15 protein-coding genes and 1 pseudogene are annotated in these 17,997 nt (G+C 72.7%); 6 read left to right on the top strand and 10 right to left on the bottom strand.

The annotated features are described in order from the left end of the window. Positions 1 to 32: 32 nt before the first annotated feature. Genes HQQ78_RS04685 through HQQ78_RS04675 form a run of 3 tightly spaced genes read left to right on the top strand, consistent with a single transcriptional unit; the run spans position 33 to position 3,180 of the window. Positions 33 to 641 carry an isochorismatase family protein gene (locus tag HQQ78_RS04685; protein WP_173151250.1) on the top strand — a complete coding sequence of 203 codons (609 nt, stop codon included), beginning with the start codon at positions 33 to 35 and terminating at the stop codon, positions 639 to 641. Further along, positions 638 to 2,131 (top strand): NAD-dependent succinate-semialdehyde dehydrogenase, encoded by a 1,494-nt coding sequence (locus HQQ78_RS04680; protein ID WP_371740354.1) that lies wholly within the window; start codon positions 638 to 640, stop codon positions 2,129 to 2,131. Before HQQ78_RS04685 ends, HQQ78_RS04680 begins: the two co-directional genes overlap by 4 nt. Next, entirely contained in the window at positions 2,128 to 3,180 is a 1,053-nt protein-coding gene (locus HQQ78_RS04675; protein WP_173151249.1) for a Gfo/Idh/MocA family oxidoreductase, read from the top strand. The genes HQQ78_RS04680 and HQQ78_RS04675 overlap by 4 nt, the downstream gene beginning before the upstream one ends. Before the next feature lie 97 nt (positions 3,181 to 3,277). Here HQQ78_RS04675 and HQQ78_RS04670 read toward each other — a convergent pair whose 3' ends face one another. The 9 genes and pseudogenes from HQQ78_RS04670 to HQQ78_RS04630 form a co-directional block, all read right to left on the bottom strand. Beyond that, positions 3,278 to 4,312, bottom strand: coding sequence for an enoyl-CoA hydratase/isomerase family protein (locus HQQ78_RS04670; RefSeq protein WP_173151247.1), 1,035 nt, complete (start codon positions 4,310 to 4,312; stop codon positions 3,278 to 3,280). 55 nt (positions 4,313 to 4,367) lie between these two features. Then, positions 4,368 to 6,317 carry an ABC transporter ATP-binding protein gene (locus HQQ78_RS04665; RefSeq protein WP_123570470.1) on the bottom strand — a complete coding sequence of 650 codons (1,950 nt, stop codon included), beginning with the start codon at positions 6,315 to 6,317 and terminating at the stop codon, positions 4,368 to 4,370. Positions 6,318 to 6,491: 174 nt separating this feature from the next. Then, complete coding sequence (locus tag HQQ78_RS04660) at positions 6,492 to 7,838, bottom strand: MFS transporter (protein ID WP_056046434.1); 1,347 nt, start codon at positions 7,836 to 7,838, stop codon at positions 6,492 to 6,494. 218 nt (positions 7,839 to 8,056) lie between these two features. After that, positions 8,057 to 8,677: pseudogene (ribA, locus tag HQQ78_RS04655) on the bottom strand (GTP cyclohydrolase II); the annotation flags it as partial. Between the two features lie 17 nt (positions 8,678 to 8,694). Then, positions 8,695 to 9,696 carry a bifunctional diaminohydroxyphosphoribosylaminopyrimidine deaminase/5-amino-6-(5-phosphoribosylamino)uracil reductase RibD gene (gene ribD, locus HQQ78_RS04650; protein ID WP_159825525.1) on the bottom strand — a complete coding sequence of 334 codons (1,002 nt, stop codon included), beginning with the start codon at positions 9,694 to 9,696 and terminating at the stop codon, positions 8,695 to 8,697. 38 nt (positions 9,697 to 9,734) lie between these two features. Then, positions 9,735 to 10,439: a GNAT family N-acetyltransferase gene (locus HQQ78_RS04645; protein ID WP_173151245.1), complete on the bottom strand. Its 705-nt coding sequence runs from the start codon at positions 10,437 to 10,439 to the stop codon at positions 9,735 to 9,737. Positions 10,440 to 10,441: 2 nt separating this feature from the next. Then, entirely contained in the window at positions 10,442 to 11,446 is a 1,005-nt protein-coding gene (trpS, locus tag HQQ78_RS04640) for a tryptophan--tRNA ligase (RefSeq protein ID WP_173151243.1), read from the bottom strand. A 48-nt stretch (positions 11,447 to 11,494) separates the two neighbouring features. Further along, positions 11,495 to 12,340, bottom strand: a complete 846-nt coding sequence (locus HQQ78_RS04635; RefSeq protein WP_056046429.1) for an exodeoxyribonuclease III — start codon at positions 12,338 to 12,340, stop codon at positions 11,495 to 11,497. Positions 12,341 to 12,350: 10 nt separating this feature from the next. Then, the gene (locus HQQ78_RS04630; RefSeq protein WP_173151242.1) at positions 12,351 to 13,511 is read right to left on the bottom strand and encodes a YihY/virulence factor BrkB family protein; all 1,161 of its coding nucleotides are present in this window, start codon (positions 13,509 to 13,511) and stop codon (positions 12,351 to 12,353) included. A gap of 164 nt (positions 13,512 to 13,675) precedes the next feature. Here HQQ78_RS04630 and ptsP point away from each other — a divergent pair, with 164 nt between their 5' ends. Next, a complete protein-coding gene (gene ptsP / locus HQQ78_RS04625) occupies positions 13,676 to 15,325 on the top strand; it encodes a phosphoenolpyruvate--protein phosphotransferase (protein WP_173151240.1) in 1,650 nt (549 codons plus the stop codon). 136 nt (positions 15,326 to 15,461) lie between these two features. Here ptsP and HQQ78_RS04620 read toward each other — a convergent pair whose 3' ends face one another. Further along, a complete protein-coding gene (locus HQQ78_RS04620; protein ID WP_173151238.1) occupies positions 15,462 to 16,205 on the bottom strand; it encodes a hypothetical protein in 744 nt (247 codons plus the stop codon). Between the two features lie 189 nt (positions 16,206 to 16,394). Between HQQ78_RS04620 and HQQ78_RS04615 the strand changes: the two genes are divergently transcribed. Together HQQ78_RS04615 and HQQ78_RS04610 are read left to right on the top strand one after the other, a co-directional pair. Further along, positions 16,395 to 17,603: a DUF6177 family protein gene (locus HQQ78_RS04615; protein ID WP_173151236.1), complete on the top strand. Its 1,209-nt coding sequence runs from the start codon at positions 16,395 to 16,397 to the stop codon at positions 17,601 to 17,603. Continuing rightward, the gene (locus HQQ78_RS04610) at positions 17,603 to 17,950 is read left to right on the top strand and encodes a hypothetical protein (RefSeq protein WP_056046421.1); all 348 of its coding nucleotides are present in this window, start codon (positions 17,603 to 17,605) and stop codon (positions 17,948 to 17,950) included. The genes HQQ78_RS04615 and HQQ78_RS04610 overlap by 1 nt, the downstream gene beginning before the upstream one ends. The last annotated feature ends 47 nt before the right edge of the window (positions 17,951 to 17,997 follow it).

The following is a 17,997-nucleotide window of genomic DNA, read 5'->3' as shown; positions in this document are numbered from 1 at the left end:
CCGCTGTCGGTGCGGCGCGCGAGAATGGTCGCATGACCAGAGCACTCTTCGTCATCGACGTCCAGAACGACTTCACCGAAGGAGGCGCGCTCGGGGTCACCGGCGGCGCCCACGTCGCGCAGGCGGTCACCGACCACCTCCGCGCCCATCGCGACCGGTACGACCTCGTCGTCGCCAGCCGCGACTGGCACGCGGCCGACGGAGACAACGGCGGCCACTTCAGCCTCCAGCCCGACTTCGTCGACTCGTGGCCGGTCCACTGCGTGCAGGGGTCGACCGGTGCCGACTACCACCCCGACCTCGACATCGCGTTCGTCGACGTCCACGTGCTCAAGGGCGACGGTCGGCCGGCCTATTCGTTGTTCGACGGGCTCGTCGACGACGGGCGGCCGTTCGGTGACGTCCTCGCCGCGACGGGCGTCGACGAGGTCGACGTCGTCGGTCTGGCGACCGACCACTGCGTCCGGGCCTCGGCCATCGACGCCATCACCGCCGGGCTCGGGGTCACGGTGCTGACCGACCTCGTGGCGGGTGTGGCCCCGGCTCCGAGCGAGGCCGCCCTGGCCGAGCTGCGCGCGGCCGGCGTGCGCACGGTCCCGTCGTCCGACGTCGTCGACGGCTCGACCGGGGTCCCGGCGTGAGCCGCCCGGTCGTGACGGCCGCCGAGCGTCGTCGCGTGGTCGAGGCCGTGCCCACCGGCCTCTTCGTGGGGGGCTCGTGGGGCCCGTCGTCCTCCGGCGAGACCATCGACGTCGTCGACCCGGCCACGGGCGAGGTCCTGGTCGCGGTGGCCGACGCCACTGCCGCCGACGGCCTGCGGGCCCTCGACGCCGCGGTCGCCGCGCAAGAGGACTGGGCGGCCACGTCCCCCCGTCACCGCAGCGAGGTGCTGCGTCGCGCCTTCGACCTGTTGATGCAGCGTCGTGACGACTTCGCCCTCCTGATGACGCTCGAGATGGGCAAGCCGTTGGACGAGTCGCGCGGCGAGGTCACCTACGGGGGCGAATTCCTCCGCTGGTTCTCGGAAGAGGCCGTGCGTGTCTCGGGTCGCTACGGCACCAACCCCGAGGGCACCGGCCGGACGACGGTGTTGCACCGCCCGGTGGGCCCGTGCCTGCTCATCACCCCGTGGAACTTCCCCCTCGCCATGGCGACCCGCAAGATCGCGCCCGCCCTCGCCGCCGGCTGCACGGTGGTCGTCAAGCCGGCTGAGCTGACGCCGCTCACGACGCTCGCCTTCGCCGCCCTGCTCGCCGAGGCGGGTGTTCCCGACGGGGTGGTGAACGTCGTGACGACCCTGTCGGCGAACGACGTGTGCGAGCCCTTGATCCGTGACCCGCGCCTCCGGAAGCTCAGCTTCACGGGGTCGACGCCGGTGGGGTCGACGCTGCTGACGCAGGCCTCCCAGCAGGTGTTGCGCACCTCGATGGAGCTCGGGGGCAACGCCCCCTTCGTGGTCTTCGACGACGCCGACCTCGACGCCGCGGTCGAGGGCGCGATGCAGGCGAAGTTCCGCAACGTGGGGCAGGCCTGCACGGCCGCCAACCGGTTCATCGTGCACGAGTCGGTCGCCGACGAGTTCACCGCCCGGGTGGTCGAGCGCGTGCGCGGGCTCCGGGTGGGCGCGGGGACCGACGACGGGGTCTCCGTGGGCCCGTTGATCGACGACCGGGCCGTCGACAAGGCCGACCGCCTGGTCCGCGATGCCGTCGCCCACGGCGCGGTGGTCGAGACCGGCGGCCACCCCGTCGACGGTCCGGGCACGTTCTTCGAGCCGACCGTCGTGTCGGGCGTCGCCCCCGGCAGCGAGATCCTGACGACCGAGATCTTCGGCCCCGTCCTGGCCGTCTCGACGTTCCGGAACGAGGCCGAGGGGGTCCGCCTCGCGAACGACACCGAGTTCGGGCTCGTCGCCTACGCCTTCACGCGGGACCTCGCCAGAGGGCAGCGGCTGGCCGAACGGCTGCAGACCGGCATGCTCGGGCTGAACGTCGGCGTGGTGTCGAACGCCTCGGCCCCGTTCGGCGGCGTCAAATCGTCGGGCCTCGGCCGCGAGGGCGGTGCCGAGGGCATCCACGAGTACCTCGAGACGGTCTACGTGCTCACCCCCGACCCGTTCGCCGCCGCATGAGCGCCGTCGAGCCGCTGCGCGTCGGCATCGTGGGCTACGGGCTCGCAGGACGGGTTTTCCACGGCGCGCTCCTGGCGGCGGACCCGGCCTGGCAGGTCGATGCCGTCGTCACGCGCGACCCCGACCGTGCGGGGCAGGCCGTCGCGGCGCATCCCGGTGCCGAGGTCGTCGCCGACGTCGACGAGCTCTGGCGTCGTGAACTCGACCTGGTCGTCGTTGCCACCCCGAACGACACCCACGTCGAGACCGCGGTGCGTGCCCTGCGAGCCGGGGCCGCCGTGGTGGTCGACAAGCCGCTGGCGACCTCGGCCGACGACGCCCGCGGGCTCGTCGGGCTCGCCGAGTCGCTGGGGCGGCCGCTGACGGTCTACCAGAACCGGCGGTGGGACGGCGACTTCCTGACGGCGACGCGTCTCGCGGGGTCGGGTGAGCTGGGCGACGTGCACACGGTCGAGTCGCGTTTCGAGCCGTGGAAGCTCGAGAACCGCGTCGGCTGGAAACGTCGGGCCACACCCGCCGATGGTGGCGGCATCCTGTTCGACCTGGGCCCGCACCTCGTCGACCAGGTCATGCGCCTCCTGGGGCCGGTCCGGTCCGTCCATGCCGAGATCGCGACCCGCCGCCCCACCGGCTCGGCCGACGACGACGTGCATCTGTCGCTCGAGCACGACGGGGGTCGACGGTCGCGGCTCACGATGAGCCACGTCGCAGCCCTCCCCGGGCCGAGGTTCCGGGTGCTGGGGTCGGCCGGCGCGTACGAGGTGCACGGCCTCGACCCGCAAGAGGCCCAGCTGTCGTCCGGACTGCCGCCGGTCGATCCCACCTACGGGGTCGACGCGGGCGATCGTCGTGGTGTCGTCGTCACGGGCGGCACGCGTCGCGACGAGTCGACCGATCCGGGGCGCTATCCCGAGTTCTACTCCCGACTGGCCCGGGCGCTCCGAGGCGACGGCGACCTCCCGGTCGACCCCTGGGACGCGGTCCGGGCACTCGAGGTCATCGAGGCCGCCCGCCGTTCCGCGGGGGAGGGACGCGTGGTCCGCCTCTGAGCCGACAGCGAGAGGCGAACGGCCAGCGGCGAGCGGAAAGCGGCGAACCGTGAGCAGCCGGCCGCGGCGAGCGGGGCGGCGGTCGACTCGTCCCCGGTCAGAGCCGCGTGGACCAGTCGACCGTCGCGAGCGTCGCCTCGACGTCGACCTCGGCGAGGGTCGACGGCGACCACCGGGGCCGGCGGTCCTTGTCGATCACGCGTGCCCGGATGCCCTCGACGAGATCCGGTGATGCGGCGAGCGAGGTGACGATGCCGAGTTCCTGCCCCAGCACGGCCTCGAGGTCGGGTAGACGGGCCGCCCGCCTCTGGGCTTCGAGGGTCAGGACCACCGACGTGGGCGACGCCGCCACGAGGTCGTCGACCACGGCTTCGGCGTCGGCGAGACCCTCCTCGGCGAGCTCGTGCAGGCGGGACACGATCGTCCCGGCGTCGTCGCCGCGATAGGCGCGATCGATCCACCCGGCGGCATCCGCGAGCTCGGACGGCCCCGCCGTCGTGCCCAGCGCCCGCACGGCGTCGGGGCCGCCCTCGGCCAGTGCCGGCAGGACTCGAGTCAGCTCGGAGGACGGGACGAACAGGTCGGCGAAGCCCGTGTGCAGGGCATCGGCAGCCGTCATCGCGCGGCCCGTCAGGGCGAGGTGGGTGCCGAGCTCGCCCGGGGCTCGCGACAGCAAGAAACTCCCGCCCGCGTCGGGTGTCAGCCCGATGCGGGTCTCCGGCATGCCCACCGAGCTGCGTTCGGTGACGATGCGGAGCGTGACGTGACCGCCGAGCCCGATGCCGGCACCCATCGCGATGCCGTCGAGCAGCGACACGATCGGCTTCGACCAGCGCGACAGACGCAGCGTGCCACGGTACTCGCGCCGCCACATGTCCACGCTGCGCCGAGGGTCCGTCGTGGCGGCGGCGTGGATCCACGCGATGTCGCCCCCGGCACAGAACCCCCGTGGCCCGGCGCCCCGCAACAGCACCGCCGAGACCCGCGAATCGTCCTCCCAGGCGTCGAGCGCCTGCTCGACGAGCCCGAGCATCTCGAGCGTCACCGCGTTGATCTTCTCCGGGCGGTTGAGGGTGACGACACCGACCCCGCGCTCGACGTGGGTCAGGACCGCGGGGGCGACATCGCTCATCGGGCCATCGTCGCACGGTGTCGTGGCTGCGCCCCGTCGCGCGCGGAGCCCGGCCTCAGACGAGGAGTTGGTGCTTCGCCAGGTCCTTGTACAGCGGCGTCGTCCCCACCAGTTCGGAGTGGGTGCCCACACCGACCACCCGCCCGGCCTCGACGACGACGATCTGGTCGGAGTCGACCACTGTCGACAGCCGGTGGGCGATGACGATGAGCGTACGGTTCTCGGCCACCGCGTCGATCGCTTCGCGGAGGCGCTGCTCGTTGAGGCCGTCGAGGCTCGAGGTCGACTCGTCGAGCAGGAGGATCGGCGGCGCGTTGAGCAGCGTGCGGGCGATGGCCAGGCGCTGGCGCTCGCCTCCGGAGAGCATCACCCCGTCCTCGCCGACCTGGGCGTCGAGGCCCTGGTCGCCGCGTTCGAGGACGGCGGTGAGGTTCACGGCCTCGAGGACCCGACGGCAGTCGTCGTCCGTCGCCTCGGGCGAACCCAGGGTGAGGTTGTCGCGGATGGTGCCGGCGAGGACCGGGGCGTCCTGTTCGACGTAGCCGATGCGGGACCGCAGGTCGCGCCGGTCGAGGGTGCGCACGTCGGCGCCCCCCACGCGCACGGCACCCGAGGTCGGGTCGTAGAAACGCTCGATGAGCGACAGGATCGTGCTCTTCCCTGCTCCCGAGGGGCCGACGAGTGCCGTGCGCTTGCCGACGGGCACCGAGAAGCTCACGCCTCGCAACACCGTGAGGTCGTCGTCGGCGGGGCCTTCGCCCGAGACGTGGACCGGGTCGCCGGAGACCTGCGGGCCCCCCGTCGCCGGCCCGGCGGGGACCGGCGAGTCGGGGTAGCGGAAGTGCACGTCGTCGAACCGGACGGCGATGCCGTCGTCCGCCTCCAGACCCCCGGCGCCCGCCTCACGGGTCGCGACCTCGGCCGCGAGGCGCTCGTCGCCGTCGGTCTCGCTCGGCAGGTCGAGGATCTCCTGGATCCGTCCGAGCGCTCCCAGGGCCTGGTTGACGCTGAGCACGGCGCCGAGAGCCTGGCCGAGCGGCATGATCATGAGGAAGAGGAAGAGCACGAACGAGATGAGCGAGGCGATCTCGATGGCACCGCTGGCCACCCGGTAACCTCCGACGCCGAGCACGACGAGGAAGGAGGCCTGGAGGGCGACGGACGAGATCGGCACGACCAGGGCCGAGATGCGCGCGACCTGCAGCCCCCGTCGGTAGGCGCCCTCGGCGTCTCGCTCGACGGCGACGATCTCGCGTTCGGTGGCGCCCGAGGCGCGGATCGTGCGGACCGAGCTGATGGCGCGTTCGACGGCGGCCGTCAGGTCACCCACCTTCTCCTGCGCCTGGCGGCTCGCCACGCGGATGCGTCCGGACAACAGCACGACGACGACGACCGAGACGGCGACGACGAGCACGGTCAGTCCGAGCAGAACGGGGTCGATCAGGAACATGCCGACCAGGGCGCCGACGAAGGTGAGGCTGCCACCGATCGCCTCGACGAGCCCCTGGGTGAGCACGGCCCGCAGCAGGGTGGTGTCCGAGCCGACCCGCGACACGAGGTCGCCCGTCCGGCGCGTGTCGAACTGGCTGACGGGCAACCGGAGCATGCGTCCGACGAGGCGACGGCGGCTCGACAGGACGACGCCCTCGCCGGTGCGCTGCAGCAGGTAGTGCTGGAACCCGCTGATCAGCCCGGCCACGACGACCAGCGCGACCAGGGCCCAGACGAGGGGACCGAGCGTCACGCCTTCCTGCACGGCCGAGATGACCTGCTGCACGAGCAACGGCTGACCGAGCGACGCCGCGGCACCCAGGACGCTGAGCACGATGATGACGGCCATGACCTTCTTGTGCTCGAACAGGTAGGGCAACAGCTGACGGAACGTGGCACGCGGACCCTCTGGCTGCGGACGGCGACCCCACCGCGACCGGGGCGCGGCCGGTGGGTCGACCCGCGCCTCCTTCCCGTCGGACGTCGTCGTGCGCGCGCGTGTGTCGGAGCTCATGATGCCTCTCGTGCCAGGTGACCGGCGTCGCGGGGTGCGGCGGTCGGTGTCGCGGGCGGTGCCTCCGCCGACTACGACCGTACTTCGTCCCGGTGACTTCCACCTGCGTCACGAGACCGGCCCGCGCCTCCGCTCAGGAGGCGCGGGCCGGGCGGCAGGGCACGTCGCGTCCGGTCAGCCGGCCGTGTCGTAGTCGACGTCGCGGGTCTCACGGCTGAGCACGAGCGCGATCAGGGTCAACACCGCCATCGAGGACAGGTAGAGCCCCACGAGCCAGGTGCTGCCGCCCGCGGCCGTCCAGAGCGCGACGGCGATGAACGGGGCCACGGCGGCACCGAGGATGCTCGCGACGTTGTAGCTGATCGCCGAACCGGTGTAGCGCACGCTCGTGGGGAACAGCTCGGGCAGCACGGCCCCCATCGGTCCGAAGGTCAGCCCCATCAGGACGAAGCCGATGATGAGCAACGCCTGCGCGCCGAGGGCCCCCGCGGCGAACAGCGGGGCGAACGTGAAGCCGAAGACGAGGATGCCCGCCGTCACGCAGATGAGCATCGCGCGGCGACCGTACTTCTCGGCCAAGGGCCCCGACACGAGGGTGAAGACGCCGAAGAACACCACGCCGAGGATCAGCATCCAGAGGAACTGCGTCCGGGGGATGCCCAGGCCGGCCGGGTCGCCCGCGGCGTCGGCCGTCCCGAAGGTCAGCGTGAACGTCGTCATCAGGTAGAAGAGCGTGTAGGTCGCCAGCATGATGAACGTGCCGAGCAGCAGGGGGCGCCAGCTCGACCGGAACACGCGGGCGAGCGGGAGGGTCGCGACGTTGCCCGAGTCGACGACCTTCTGGAACGCCGGCGTCTCGATCAACTTGAACCGGACGTAGAGGCCGATGATCACCAGCACCGCGCTCGCCAGGAACGGCAGGCGCCATCCCCAGGCCATGAACTGCTCCTCGGTGAGGGTCGTGTTCAGCAGCACGAAGAGCAGGTTGGCGATGATGAAGCCGATGGGCGCACCCAGCTGGGGGAACGTGCCGTAGATCGCGCGGCGGTTCGCCGGGGCGTTCTCCGTCGCGAGCAACGCGGCACCGCTCCACTCGCCGCCGAGGCCCAGGCCCTGGCAGAAGCGCAGCACGACGAGGCAGGCCGGGCCGGCGACGGCCCAACCGGGCGTGGTGCCCGCCGGGATGCACCCGATCAGCACCGTGGCGATGCCCATCGTCAGCAGCGACGCCACGAGGGTGCCCTTGCGGCCGATGCGGTCGCCGAAGTGGCCGAAGACGATCGACCCGACGGGCCGGGCGATGAACGCGACGCCGAAGACCGCGAACGAGGCGAGGCGGGCCACGGCGGGGTCGTCGTTGGCGAAGAAGATGGTCGGGAAGACGAGCACCGCGGCGGTCGCGTAGACGTAGAAGTCGTAGAACTCGATCGAGGTGCCGATGAGGCTCGCGACGATGACGCGCGAGCGCTTGTTGGTGGCGGGGACGGACGACGTCGACGGGTCGACGGTGGGGGCAGACACGGGGGCACTCCGAGGCAGGGGTCGAGGTCCCGGCGGACGTCGACGACCGGGCGCATGGTGCGGCGCAACGGGTCGGACGGAGGCGCGGTGCAGGGATCTGCGGATCGCTCGGCCGGGTGAGACGGTGGCCGCTCGTGACAGCCATCGTCCATCGTACCCCGGCGTGTACCCCGGTGGGGACGCACGTCGGGGCCGCGGGAGCGGGGGCCGCCGCGGACTCAGTCGTCGGAGCCGAGGTGGCCGGGCAACTCGTGGCCCATGCGGTCGCGCTTCGTGTCGAGGTAGCCCTCGTTGAAGGCACCGACGCCGACGACGAGGGGCACCAGTTCGGTGACCTCGATGCCGTGCTCGCCGAGCTGACGCCGCTTCTCGGGGTTGTTGCTCAGCAGCCTGACGCGGCTGAGCCCGAGGTCGCGCAGCACGTCGGCCGCCGCCCCGTAGTCCCGGGCGTCCGCCGGCAGCCCCAGGGCGAGGTTGGCGTCCAGGGTGTCGAGTCCGTCCTCTTGCAGGCGGTAGGCCCGGAGCTTGTCGACGAGGCCGATGCCCCGACCCTCGTGTCCGCGCAGGTAGACGACGGCCCCGCCGTGGTCCCGGATGGTGTCGAGCGCGGCGTCGAGCTGCGGGCCGCACTCGCACTTGAGGGAGCCGAACGCCTCGCCGGTGAGGCACTCCGAGTGGACGCGCACGAGGGCACCGTCCGCCGGGGGGAGGCCGGCCGGGTCGCTCGCGATGATCGCCACGTGGTCGGCGCCGGTGAGGGTGTCGCGGTAGGCCCTCATGCGGAACGTGCCGTGACGGGTGGGGACCGTGGTCTCGACCTCGAACGACACCTGGGACGATGCGGCGGGCGTGGTGGTCATGCGGGGCTCCTGGGGGTGTCGCGGGCGACGACCACCAGGTCGTCGCCGAGGGGGTGCGCATCGGTGACGCGCAGTCGTCGTTGCCCGTCGATGTGGTCCACACCGAGGTCGTCGAGGGCCGTCCGGGGGCCGCCGAGCAGCGTGGGCGCGAGGTACACGACGTAGTCGTCGACGAGCCCGAGCCGGACGAACGCGCTGGCCACGGTCGGTCCGCCCTCGACGAACACGCTGCGGACCCCGCGGGCGCCGAGGTCGTCGAGCACGGCCTCGAGGTCGTGCGTCCCCGTCTCGACGATGTCGCGGGGGTGCCGACGCAGGGCGGCGTCGGCCGGCACGGTGCGCGTGCCGACGACGACGGGCAGGGGCTGGTCGGGGAGCAGTTCTCCGCCGTCGCCGCGGGCGGTCAGGCTGGGGTCGTCCGCCAACACGGTGCCCGTGCCCACCAGGATCGCGTCGTGGGCCGCTCGCTGCTCGTGAACGTGCTGCCGTGACGCCGTTCCGGTGATCCAGCGGCTGCTGCCGTCGGACGCCGCCGTGCGACCGTCCAGGCTGGAGGCCCACTTGAGCGTCACGAACGGTCGGCCCGTCCGGGCCGTCACCAACCAGCGGCGAGCCATCTCGGTGGCCTCGTCGGTGAGCACGCCGTCGACCACCTCGACGCCGGCGCGGCGCAGCCGCTCGGCCCCGCCTCCGGAGGACGCGCCGGGGTCGGCGACGGCGTGGACGACGCGGGAGACGCCCGCCTCGATCAAGGCGACGCTGCACGGACCGGTGCGGCCCACGTGGTCGCAGGGTTCGAGCGTGACGACGGCGGTCAGACCCCGCGCCTCGCCGGGGGAGAGGTGCGAGAGGGCGTCGACCTCGGCGTGTGGCGTGCCGGCGCCCCGGTGCCATCCCTCGGCCGCGACGCTGCCGTCGGGACGCAGGAGGACGCAACCGACCTGGGGGTTGACGCCGCGGGCCGGCCCACGTCGCGCGAGCGTGACGGCCCGGCGCATGGCGCGTTCGAGGACGTCGTGGTCGATCGGATCGATGCTCACTGTGCCTCCGGGACGGAACGGTCGCGCGCCGGGGCGTGCGCGGTGGGGGACGGGCGGGCGACGCCGTCGATGGCATCCGTGAGGGAGTCAACGCCGTCGGCCACGGGGTATTCCGCCGAGCCGCCGGGACGGACCCCGGGGCGCCCCAGGTCGGGCCAACCGGCTCGCGCCGACCGAGCGTCGCCCGGTCGTAGGCGGGCCTTCCAGCAGAGGGGGTGGCCTCCGTCACGGTCCGGGTGGAGGCCCGGACCGACGCCCTGGTAGGTGAACCCCGTCCGGCGGGCGACGGCCGCGGAGGCGTCGTTGCCCACGTAGCCCTCCCAGAAGAGTTCTCGGAGCCCTCCGGCGCCGAACGCCCAGTCGGCCACCAGGCCGAGCGCCTCGGTCATCATCCCCTGACCCCGCGAGGCGGGGGCCGTCCAGAAGCCGACGTCGGACGACCGGAGCCGAACGCTGACCACGCCCTCGAGCAGACCCGAACCCGGGCGGCGCAGCCCCCAGGTGAACTCGCGTCCCGTCGCCCACCCGTCGTCCACGATGCGTCGCAGGAAGAACTCGGCGTCGGACCGTCCGTACGGCACGGGCACCGTGGTGAAACGCTGCAGGGTCTCGTCGCGGCAGGCGTCGACGATGGCCGGCACGTCGGCCGCGCTCGGCACCAGTAACTCGAGGGTCGGCGACGCGAGCACGAACGGCAGCACGATCAGGCCTTGCGGACGAAGCCGATGCGGTCGTACACGGTGTCGATCGTGGCCTGGGCGATCTCGTTCGCCCGATCGGCGTTGACGGCGAGGATGCGGTCGAGCTCGGCCGGGTCGTCGAGGAGTTCGAGGGCTCGGGCGCGGACGGGCGCGAAGGTCTCGACGACGACCTCGGCCACGTCCTTCTTGAGGTCGCCGTAGCCGCGACCCGCGTAGCGCTCCTCGAGGTCGGCCACGCTGGCGCCCGAGAACGACGACAGGATGGTGAGCAGGTTGGAGACCCCCGCTTTGGCCCCGCGGTCGAAGCGGATCTCGCGCTCGGCGTCGGTGACCGCCGACTTGATCTTCTTGGCGGTGCGGCCCGGTTCGTCGAGCATCCACACGACTCCGGAGTCGGTGGCCGCCGACTTGCTCATCTTCGACTCGGGTGACTGCAGGTCGTAGATGCGCGCGGATTCTTTCTGGATCACCGCCTCGGGCACGACGAAGGTCTCGCCGAAACGGGAGTTGAACCGGGTGGCGAGGTCGCGGGTGAGCTCGACGTGCTGACGCTGGTCGTCTCCGACGGGAACCGTCTCGGCCTGGTAGAGCAGGATGTCGGCGGCCATCAGGGTCGGGTAGGCGAACAGGCCGAGCGAGGCCGCGTCGGACCCCCGCTTGGCCGCCTTGTCCTTGAACTGCGTCATGCGGCTGGCCTCGCCGAAGCCGGTCAGGGTGTTGAGCACCCAGGCCAACTGCGTGTGTGCCGGCACGTGCGACTGGATGAACAGCGTCGACTCCGCCGGGTCGATGCCCGCGGCGATGTACTGGGCGGCGGTGCCGCGGATCTGCGCACGCAACGCGGCGGGGTCTTGGGGGACGGTGATGGCGTGCAGGTCGACGACGCAGAACAGGGCGTCGTGCGTCGCCTGCAGCGACTTCCACTGCTGCAGGGCGCCGATGTAGTTGCCGACGTGGAGCGAGTCGGCGGACGGCTGCATGCCGGAGAAGAGACGGGGCTTGGTCATGAGGTCCTCGGTCGGGGTGGTGCGAGAAGAGAAGGGGTGGGACGCGGGTCAGAGCCGGTAGTCGACGACGACCGGGGCGTGGTCCGACCAGCGCTGGTCGTAGGCGGCCGCCCGGTCGACCACGTAGTGCTCGACGGTCTCGGCCAGCGCCGGGGTGGCCAGCTGGTAGTCGATGCGCCAACCGGCGTCGTTGTCGAAGGCCTGACCGCGCCAGGACCACCACGAATAGGGCCCCTCGACCTCGCCGGCGAAGCGTCGACCCACGTCGACCCACCCGAGGCCTTCTCCGCCGGTGCCGTCGACGGTCACGACCTGCTCGCCCGCGGGCCCCAGGAACCGGTCGAAGTACGACCGTTCGCGGGGGAGGAAGCCGGCTCGCTTGACGTTGCCCTTCCAGTTCTTGATGTCGAGTTCGCGGTGGCCCACGTTGAGGTCGCCCGTCACCACCGAGAGCTCGTTGTGGGCGGCGAGCTCGGGGAGCCGCGCCGACATGGCGTCGAGGAACTTCCACTTCTCGTCCTGCTTGGGGGTGTCGACCTCGCCCGAGTGGACGTACGTGCTGACGACCGTCACGACGGTGCCGTCGATCTCGTAGTCGGCCTCGAGCCACCGCCCGGCGCTGTCGAAGTCGTCGGGGCCGAGCTCGACGCGGTGCACGTGGGCCTTGCCCCGGCTGGCGATGGCCACACCGGCCCGCCCCTTGGCGGTGGCCGGGTCGTGCACGACGTTCCACTCGGGGCCGAGCAGGCCCTCGAGGTCGTCGGTCGAGGCGCGCACCTCTTGCAGCGTGAGGACGTCCACGTCGCGAGCCGAGAGCCAGTCGCCCATGCCCTTGCGGAAGGCGGCACGGACGCCGTTGACGTTGACGGTGGCGAGACGGAGGCGCGTGGACATGGGCTCCAGACTAGCGGCGGGCACCGTCACCGGGGTCGTCGGGAGACCCCGTGCCCGGGGCGTCGGACGGGTCACCCCGGCGGACGGCCCGCAGCGACCGCGAGAGCAGCCCGCGGGCGCCGTCCACCAGACGACCGCCCCGCGACCGGGCCCGCGCCTCCTGGGCTCGCCGTTCCTCCTCGAGGCGGCGGAGGCGGGCCGCCTCCTGATGCGGGTCGGCGAGCACGCCGAGGTCGTCCATGCCGACGGCGATCCAGCCGGCGCTGAGCAGCAGGACCTGGCACAGCAGGTTGATCACGATCAACAGTCCGACGACGGCCGCGAACGAGGCGACCAGGGGGTTCGACCCCGTGGCGCGGAGCACGACGCCGCCGACCACGGTCAGCGAGACGAACCCGGCCGCTCCGAGCATCGCCCCCGCGAGCAGTCGACGGAAGGGGATGTGCAGCCCGGCCAACACGCGGAACAGGACGGCCAGCACCGCGGTCTCGAAGACGAACACGAGCACGATGCCGACCACGCGCAGGGTCGCCTCGCCCGCGATCGACCGGGTCGAGACGCCCACCCCGGACAACAGGCCCGAGACCGCCGTGGTGCTGAGCAGCGACAGCGTCGCCGACACGACGACCGCGGCCCCGAATGCGAGGGCCAGGCCGAGGTCGCGCACGATCAGTCGGCCGAGCGGCGTGACCGGTTGCGGTGCCCGGAACACGATGCGCACGCAGTCGCGCATGCTGCCGAGCAGCGTGACGGACGACACCAGCAGGCCGAGCAGGGCGACCGCACCGGTCCAACCGAAGACCGACGCGTCGAGCAGCAACTCGGGGTCGACGACGCCCGTGCCGTCGACGTCCTGGATGAGCCCGGGGACGGCCGAGCGGATGAACACGATCAACTCGTCACGGAGCACCTGGTCGCCCGAGACGACGAACCCCGCGACCGAGAAGCCCACCCACAGGGCCGCGAACAGGGCGAAGAGCGCCTGGTAGGTCAACCCGGCCGCGAGCAGCGGCCCCTTCGCCGTGACGTGCCGCGCCAGCACCCGGGTCGGCCGCGACCCCACGACGCGTGAGCCGGCCCGCCGGGCGCGTCCGGACGGGCGTCCCGCCGCGGAGGCGCGGATCGCCTCGGCCGGGTCGGGCGTCGGTTCTCGGGTCCACGGCGCGCGCATGCGTCCAGGGTAGGGGTGGCCGGGCGACGCGGCCCGGCCACCTCGGTCGAGCCCGGGATCGGCGCTGACCGGACGTCCGGACGTTCCGTCTACGATGGACCGACCGTGGGCGTGCCCGGCGTCCTGCCGCACGTCCCCACCATCGAGACTCGAAGAGGTTCACCGTGGCACTACAGGGCGTTGGCGTCGGACGTGGAGTGGCCGTCGGCCCCGTCAAGAAGATGCCCGATCCGCTGCCCGAGCCGGGCACCGACCCCCGCACCGCCGACGCGGCTCTCGAGTACGACGCCGTGCTCACCGCCCTCTCCGCGGTCGCCGCCGACCTCACGGCCCGCGGCGAGAAGGCCGGCGGCGAGGCGAAGGACGTCCTCGACGCCCAGTCGCTGATGGCCCAGGACCCCACCCTCACCGACGACGTGAAGGCCCGCATCGACGACGGTCGCACCGGTGAACGCGCCGTGCACGAGGCGTTCGCCGCCTTCCAGGACCTCCTGATCGGCATGGGGGGCTACATGGCCGAACGCGCGACGGACCTCGGCGACGTGGCGCAGCGCGTCATCGCCTCGCTGCGAGGCGTCCCGGCTCCCGGGGTGCCCGAGAGCGACACCCCGTTCGTGCTCGTCGCGCCCGACCTCGCGCCTGCCGACACCGCCCTGCTCGACCTCGACAAGGTGCTCGCACTGGTCACGCGTGACGGCGGACCCACGTCGCACACGGCCATCCTCGCCCGGTCCAAGTCGATCCCCGCGATCGTCGGGGTGACCGGTGCCCTCGACCTCGCCGACGGCACGATCGTCGTCGCCGACGCCGCGACCGGCGTCGTCACGGTCGACCCGTCCGCCGACGAGGTCGCCGACGCCGAGAAGCGCATCGCCGACCGCGCCGCCGCCGCTGCTGCGCCGCTCACCGAGGGCGCGCTGGCCGACGGCCACACCGTCCCGCTGCTCGCGAACCTCGGCGCGCCGGCCGAGGCGGCCGGGGCCATCGAACTGGGTGCCGAAGGCGTCGGACTGTTCCGCACCGAGTTCCTCTTCCTCGGCAATTCCACCGCGCCCACCGTCGAGAGCCAGACGGCGAGCTACACCGCCCTGCTCGAGGCCTTCCCGGGCAAGAAGGTCGTCGTGCGCGCCCTCGACGCGGGCGCCGACAAGCCGCTCAGCTTCCTGAACGACGCCCACGAGGAGAATCCCGCGCTCGGCCTGCGCGGCCTCCGCGCCCTGCGCGTCAAAGAAGACATCCTGCGCGACCAGCTCACCGCCTTGGCGCAGGCACAGGCGGCGACCACCGCCGACCTGTGGGTCATGGCGCCCATGGTCAGCGACGCCGAAGAGACCGAGTACTTCGTCGCCCTCGGCCGAGAACTCGGCCTGAAGACGGTCGGCGTGATGGCCGAGGTCCCCTCGCTCGCGGTGCTCGCGGACCAGATCTTCGCCAGCGCCGACTTCGTCAGCGTCGGGACGAACGACCTCACCCAGTACACGATGGCGGCCGACCGCATGCTCGGCTCCGTGGCCGCCTATCAAGACCCCTGGCACCCCGCCGTGCTGCGTCTGGTCAAGTCGCTCGGCGACGCCGGTGCCGCAGCCGGCAAGCCGGTCGGCATCTGCGGCGAGGCCGCGGCCGACCCCCTGCTGGCCGTCGTGCTCGTCGGTCTGGGGGCGACCACGCTCTCGATGACGCCGGCCGCGTTGGCCGACGTGCGCCTCGAGCTCGCCCGGTACACCCTCGACCAGGCTCGCGAGCTCGCGGCCGCCGCCGTCGCGGCGACCACCGCCGCGGGCGCGCGACAGGCAGCCGAAGCCGTCACCGTCTGACGGTCGGGACGGCGTCGCCCCTCCCGGGGGCGGCGTCGTTCGTCGTCCGTCCGACCTCGGGGCCGTCGGGCCTCGGGGCGTTCCGGCCTCAGGACGGTCGGGCCTCAGAACGGTCCGGCCTCAAGACCGTCCGGCTTCAGCGTGCCCCGGTCTCAGCGCGTCGTTCGTCGAGGTGGTCGGCCAGTTCGCCCCAGGCCACGACCACGTCGCGCAGCGCACCGGCCGTGCTCTCGTCGAGCACCGAGACGAGGCCGCGAGGATCGTCGACGAGGACGAGCGCGCTCGATCTCGACAGCACCGCGTACGACGACGACCGGTCGCCGACGGGTGCGTTCGTGCCCCGCAGTTCGAGGTGCAGGCGACCCGACGACCGCGTGAGACGTGCCCGCACCGGATCGCCGTCCGAGGCGAAGAACTCGGCCAGCGCCTCCCGGTCGTCCGAGAGGACGTCACGCTCCCACCCGTTCTCGGCGAGCCGCGAGTCGGCACCGGCCACCGACTGCCAGAGGACGACCGACCTCTCGGTCGGGGATGCTCCCGCACGCAGGCCGAAGCGCGCCTCCAGGTTGTCCGCGACGGCGGCGGACACCGCCGCGCGGTCGACCGACGGCGGCGGATCGAGCCGGTCCACCACGATCCCGGCCACGGCGTCCAGTTCGCGAGGCCAGGTCGACACCCGCGTCTCGTCGAGCAAGCGGTCGTGGTCGCCCGAGAGCAGGACCTTCTCGACGAGCTCGTCGAGGCGCGCGAGGGCCCGACCGAACTCCCGGTCGGCGGTGGGTCGGAGGGGCGGCCTCGTCCGGACGGCTGCCGCGAACGCTCGTCGGCGTTCCCGCTGGTCGAGGGGGCGTTCGCCGTTGCGGTACGGGCGTCGTCTCACGAGATCGCTCGCGGACCGGGCCGGCAGGGCCGTCGGTCGAGGCGTCGGGCGTCGTTCATGGCAGGCCTCTCGAGGGTCGTTGGCGATGACGGGGACCCAGCCTAGGCCGCGCGGGCCTTCTCGGGCCGGGCTGGTCCGAGTCCGCCGTGCATCCGGTCACGGCCCTCCGGCACGGAGCACAATCGACGGGTGGGCACCCCAATCCGACACCCGTTGGTCGACGCGATCTCGTCGCGCGCCGTCCGGGTCGACAGCAGGGCCCGCGTCGTCCGACTCAGTCGTCCGCTCGCGGACCTCCTCGGTCGACCCCCGACGAGTCGACGTGTCGTGCTCGTCACCAGCGAACGGTCGCGCCTCACCGTCGGTCTCCGGGCCGCGCTGGTCGCCGCCGGGGGCGTCTGGGCCGTCCACGACGACCAGGACCGTCTCCGGGACGGCCTCACGGGCCTGCCGTACGCCGACGTCGACGCCGCGGCCACCGAGCTCGACGCTTCGGTGCCCGTCGTGCCGTCCGCCGGGTGGCTGCCACTCATCGAGGACGCCGTCGACACCACCTGCCAGCTCAGCGTCGACCTCACGGTGCTCCACAGGGCGTCCCACGACACGAGCCTGGGAGGTGCGGTCGAGACCCTGGGAGCGGCGGTCTCGGGCACCGTCCCGACCCGATGGGGGGCGACCGAGCCCCTGGGCCACGGCTGGGACCGCTGGGTCCTCACCCAACACGCCCGTCACCAGGCTCCCGAGACCGTCCGGGTCGTCGTCGAGGGGCCGCACCTGTCGGCGACGATCACCGCACGGGTCACCGACCACGGCATCGAGGAAACCACGGCGTTGACGGTCGACGTGACCGAGGGGACGCTCGACGACGCCATCGCCCGGCTGACCGACGCTCTCGGCCACATCGCCGAGTCGTCCCTGCCGACCTTCGCCCTCGTCATCGCCCGCGAGGGCGAGTCCGATCGGTGCGTCCGGGCCGTGACCTACCCCCCGCCGAACCCGGTCGCCCTCTTGATCGGCGCACCGTCCGTGCGTCGGCTCGGCCTCGAACGCTCCGCCCTCGACGCCGGACGTCCGGTCGTCGTGGTCGGCCGACCGCGCCTGCCCGCCTACGTCGTGCCGCTGGGTGACGAGGCCACGTCGGGCTGGAACGCCCTGCACCGCACGCTGGAGGCGGTCGGCCCCGAGAGGCTCGCCCAGCTCGTCGCCAGCCCTCTGCTCCAGGCGTGGGAGGAAGACCTGCACGAACTGGACCTGCTGCACGAGAGCACGGCCGAGGCCGAGGCCGAGGCCATGACCGAGGCCGATGCCGGGACGGGCAGCCGGTCCGGCGGCCAGGCCGACGGCATCGAGTCCCAGGCCGGAACCGAGCGTCCGCGTCCGGCCGAGGACGAGAGCTGATGCCCCGCGACATCACCATCCTGAGTCCGCACGTCTACGACCAGCTCGACCTCGCGACGGCGGCCCACGCGGTCGACGGTTCGCTCGGCGTGCGCGAGATCGACGGCGGCGACGCCCTCCAGGTGTTCGGGGCGGGTGGGGTTCCGCTGCTCACCGTCTACCAGGCGGCCGAACTGACCGAGGCGGACGAGGTCCACCGTCTGCTGCCCGACCCGCCCTCGGTGCCCCTCCCGGTGTTCTGGATCGACGCCGTCGCCCCGATGGGCGACGAAGGCGAGACCGGGGTGTCGGTCGCGCTACGACTCGCCCTCGGCCTCGAGGCCGCCTGCATCGTCGAGGACGACTGACCAGGTCGTCGACGTGCGTCCATGCGCCGCCGCGACCCGTCGTACGA

This window comes from Frigoribacterium sp. VKM Ac-2859, assembly GCF_013204925.1.
In the GTDB taxonomy this organism is placed as follows: Bacteria; Actinomycetota; Actinomycetes; order Actinomycetales; family Microbacteriaceae; genus Frigoribacterium.
This window is presented reverse-complemented; position numbering and strand designations above follow the sequence as displayed.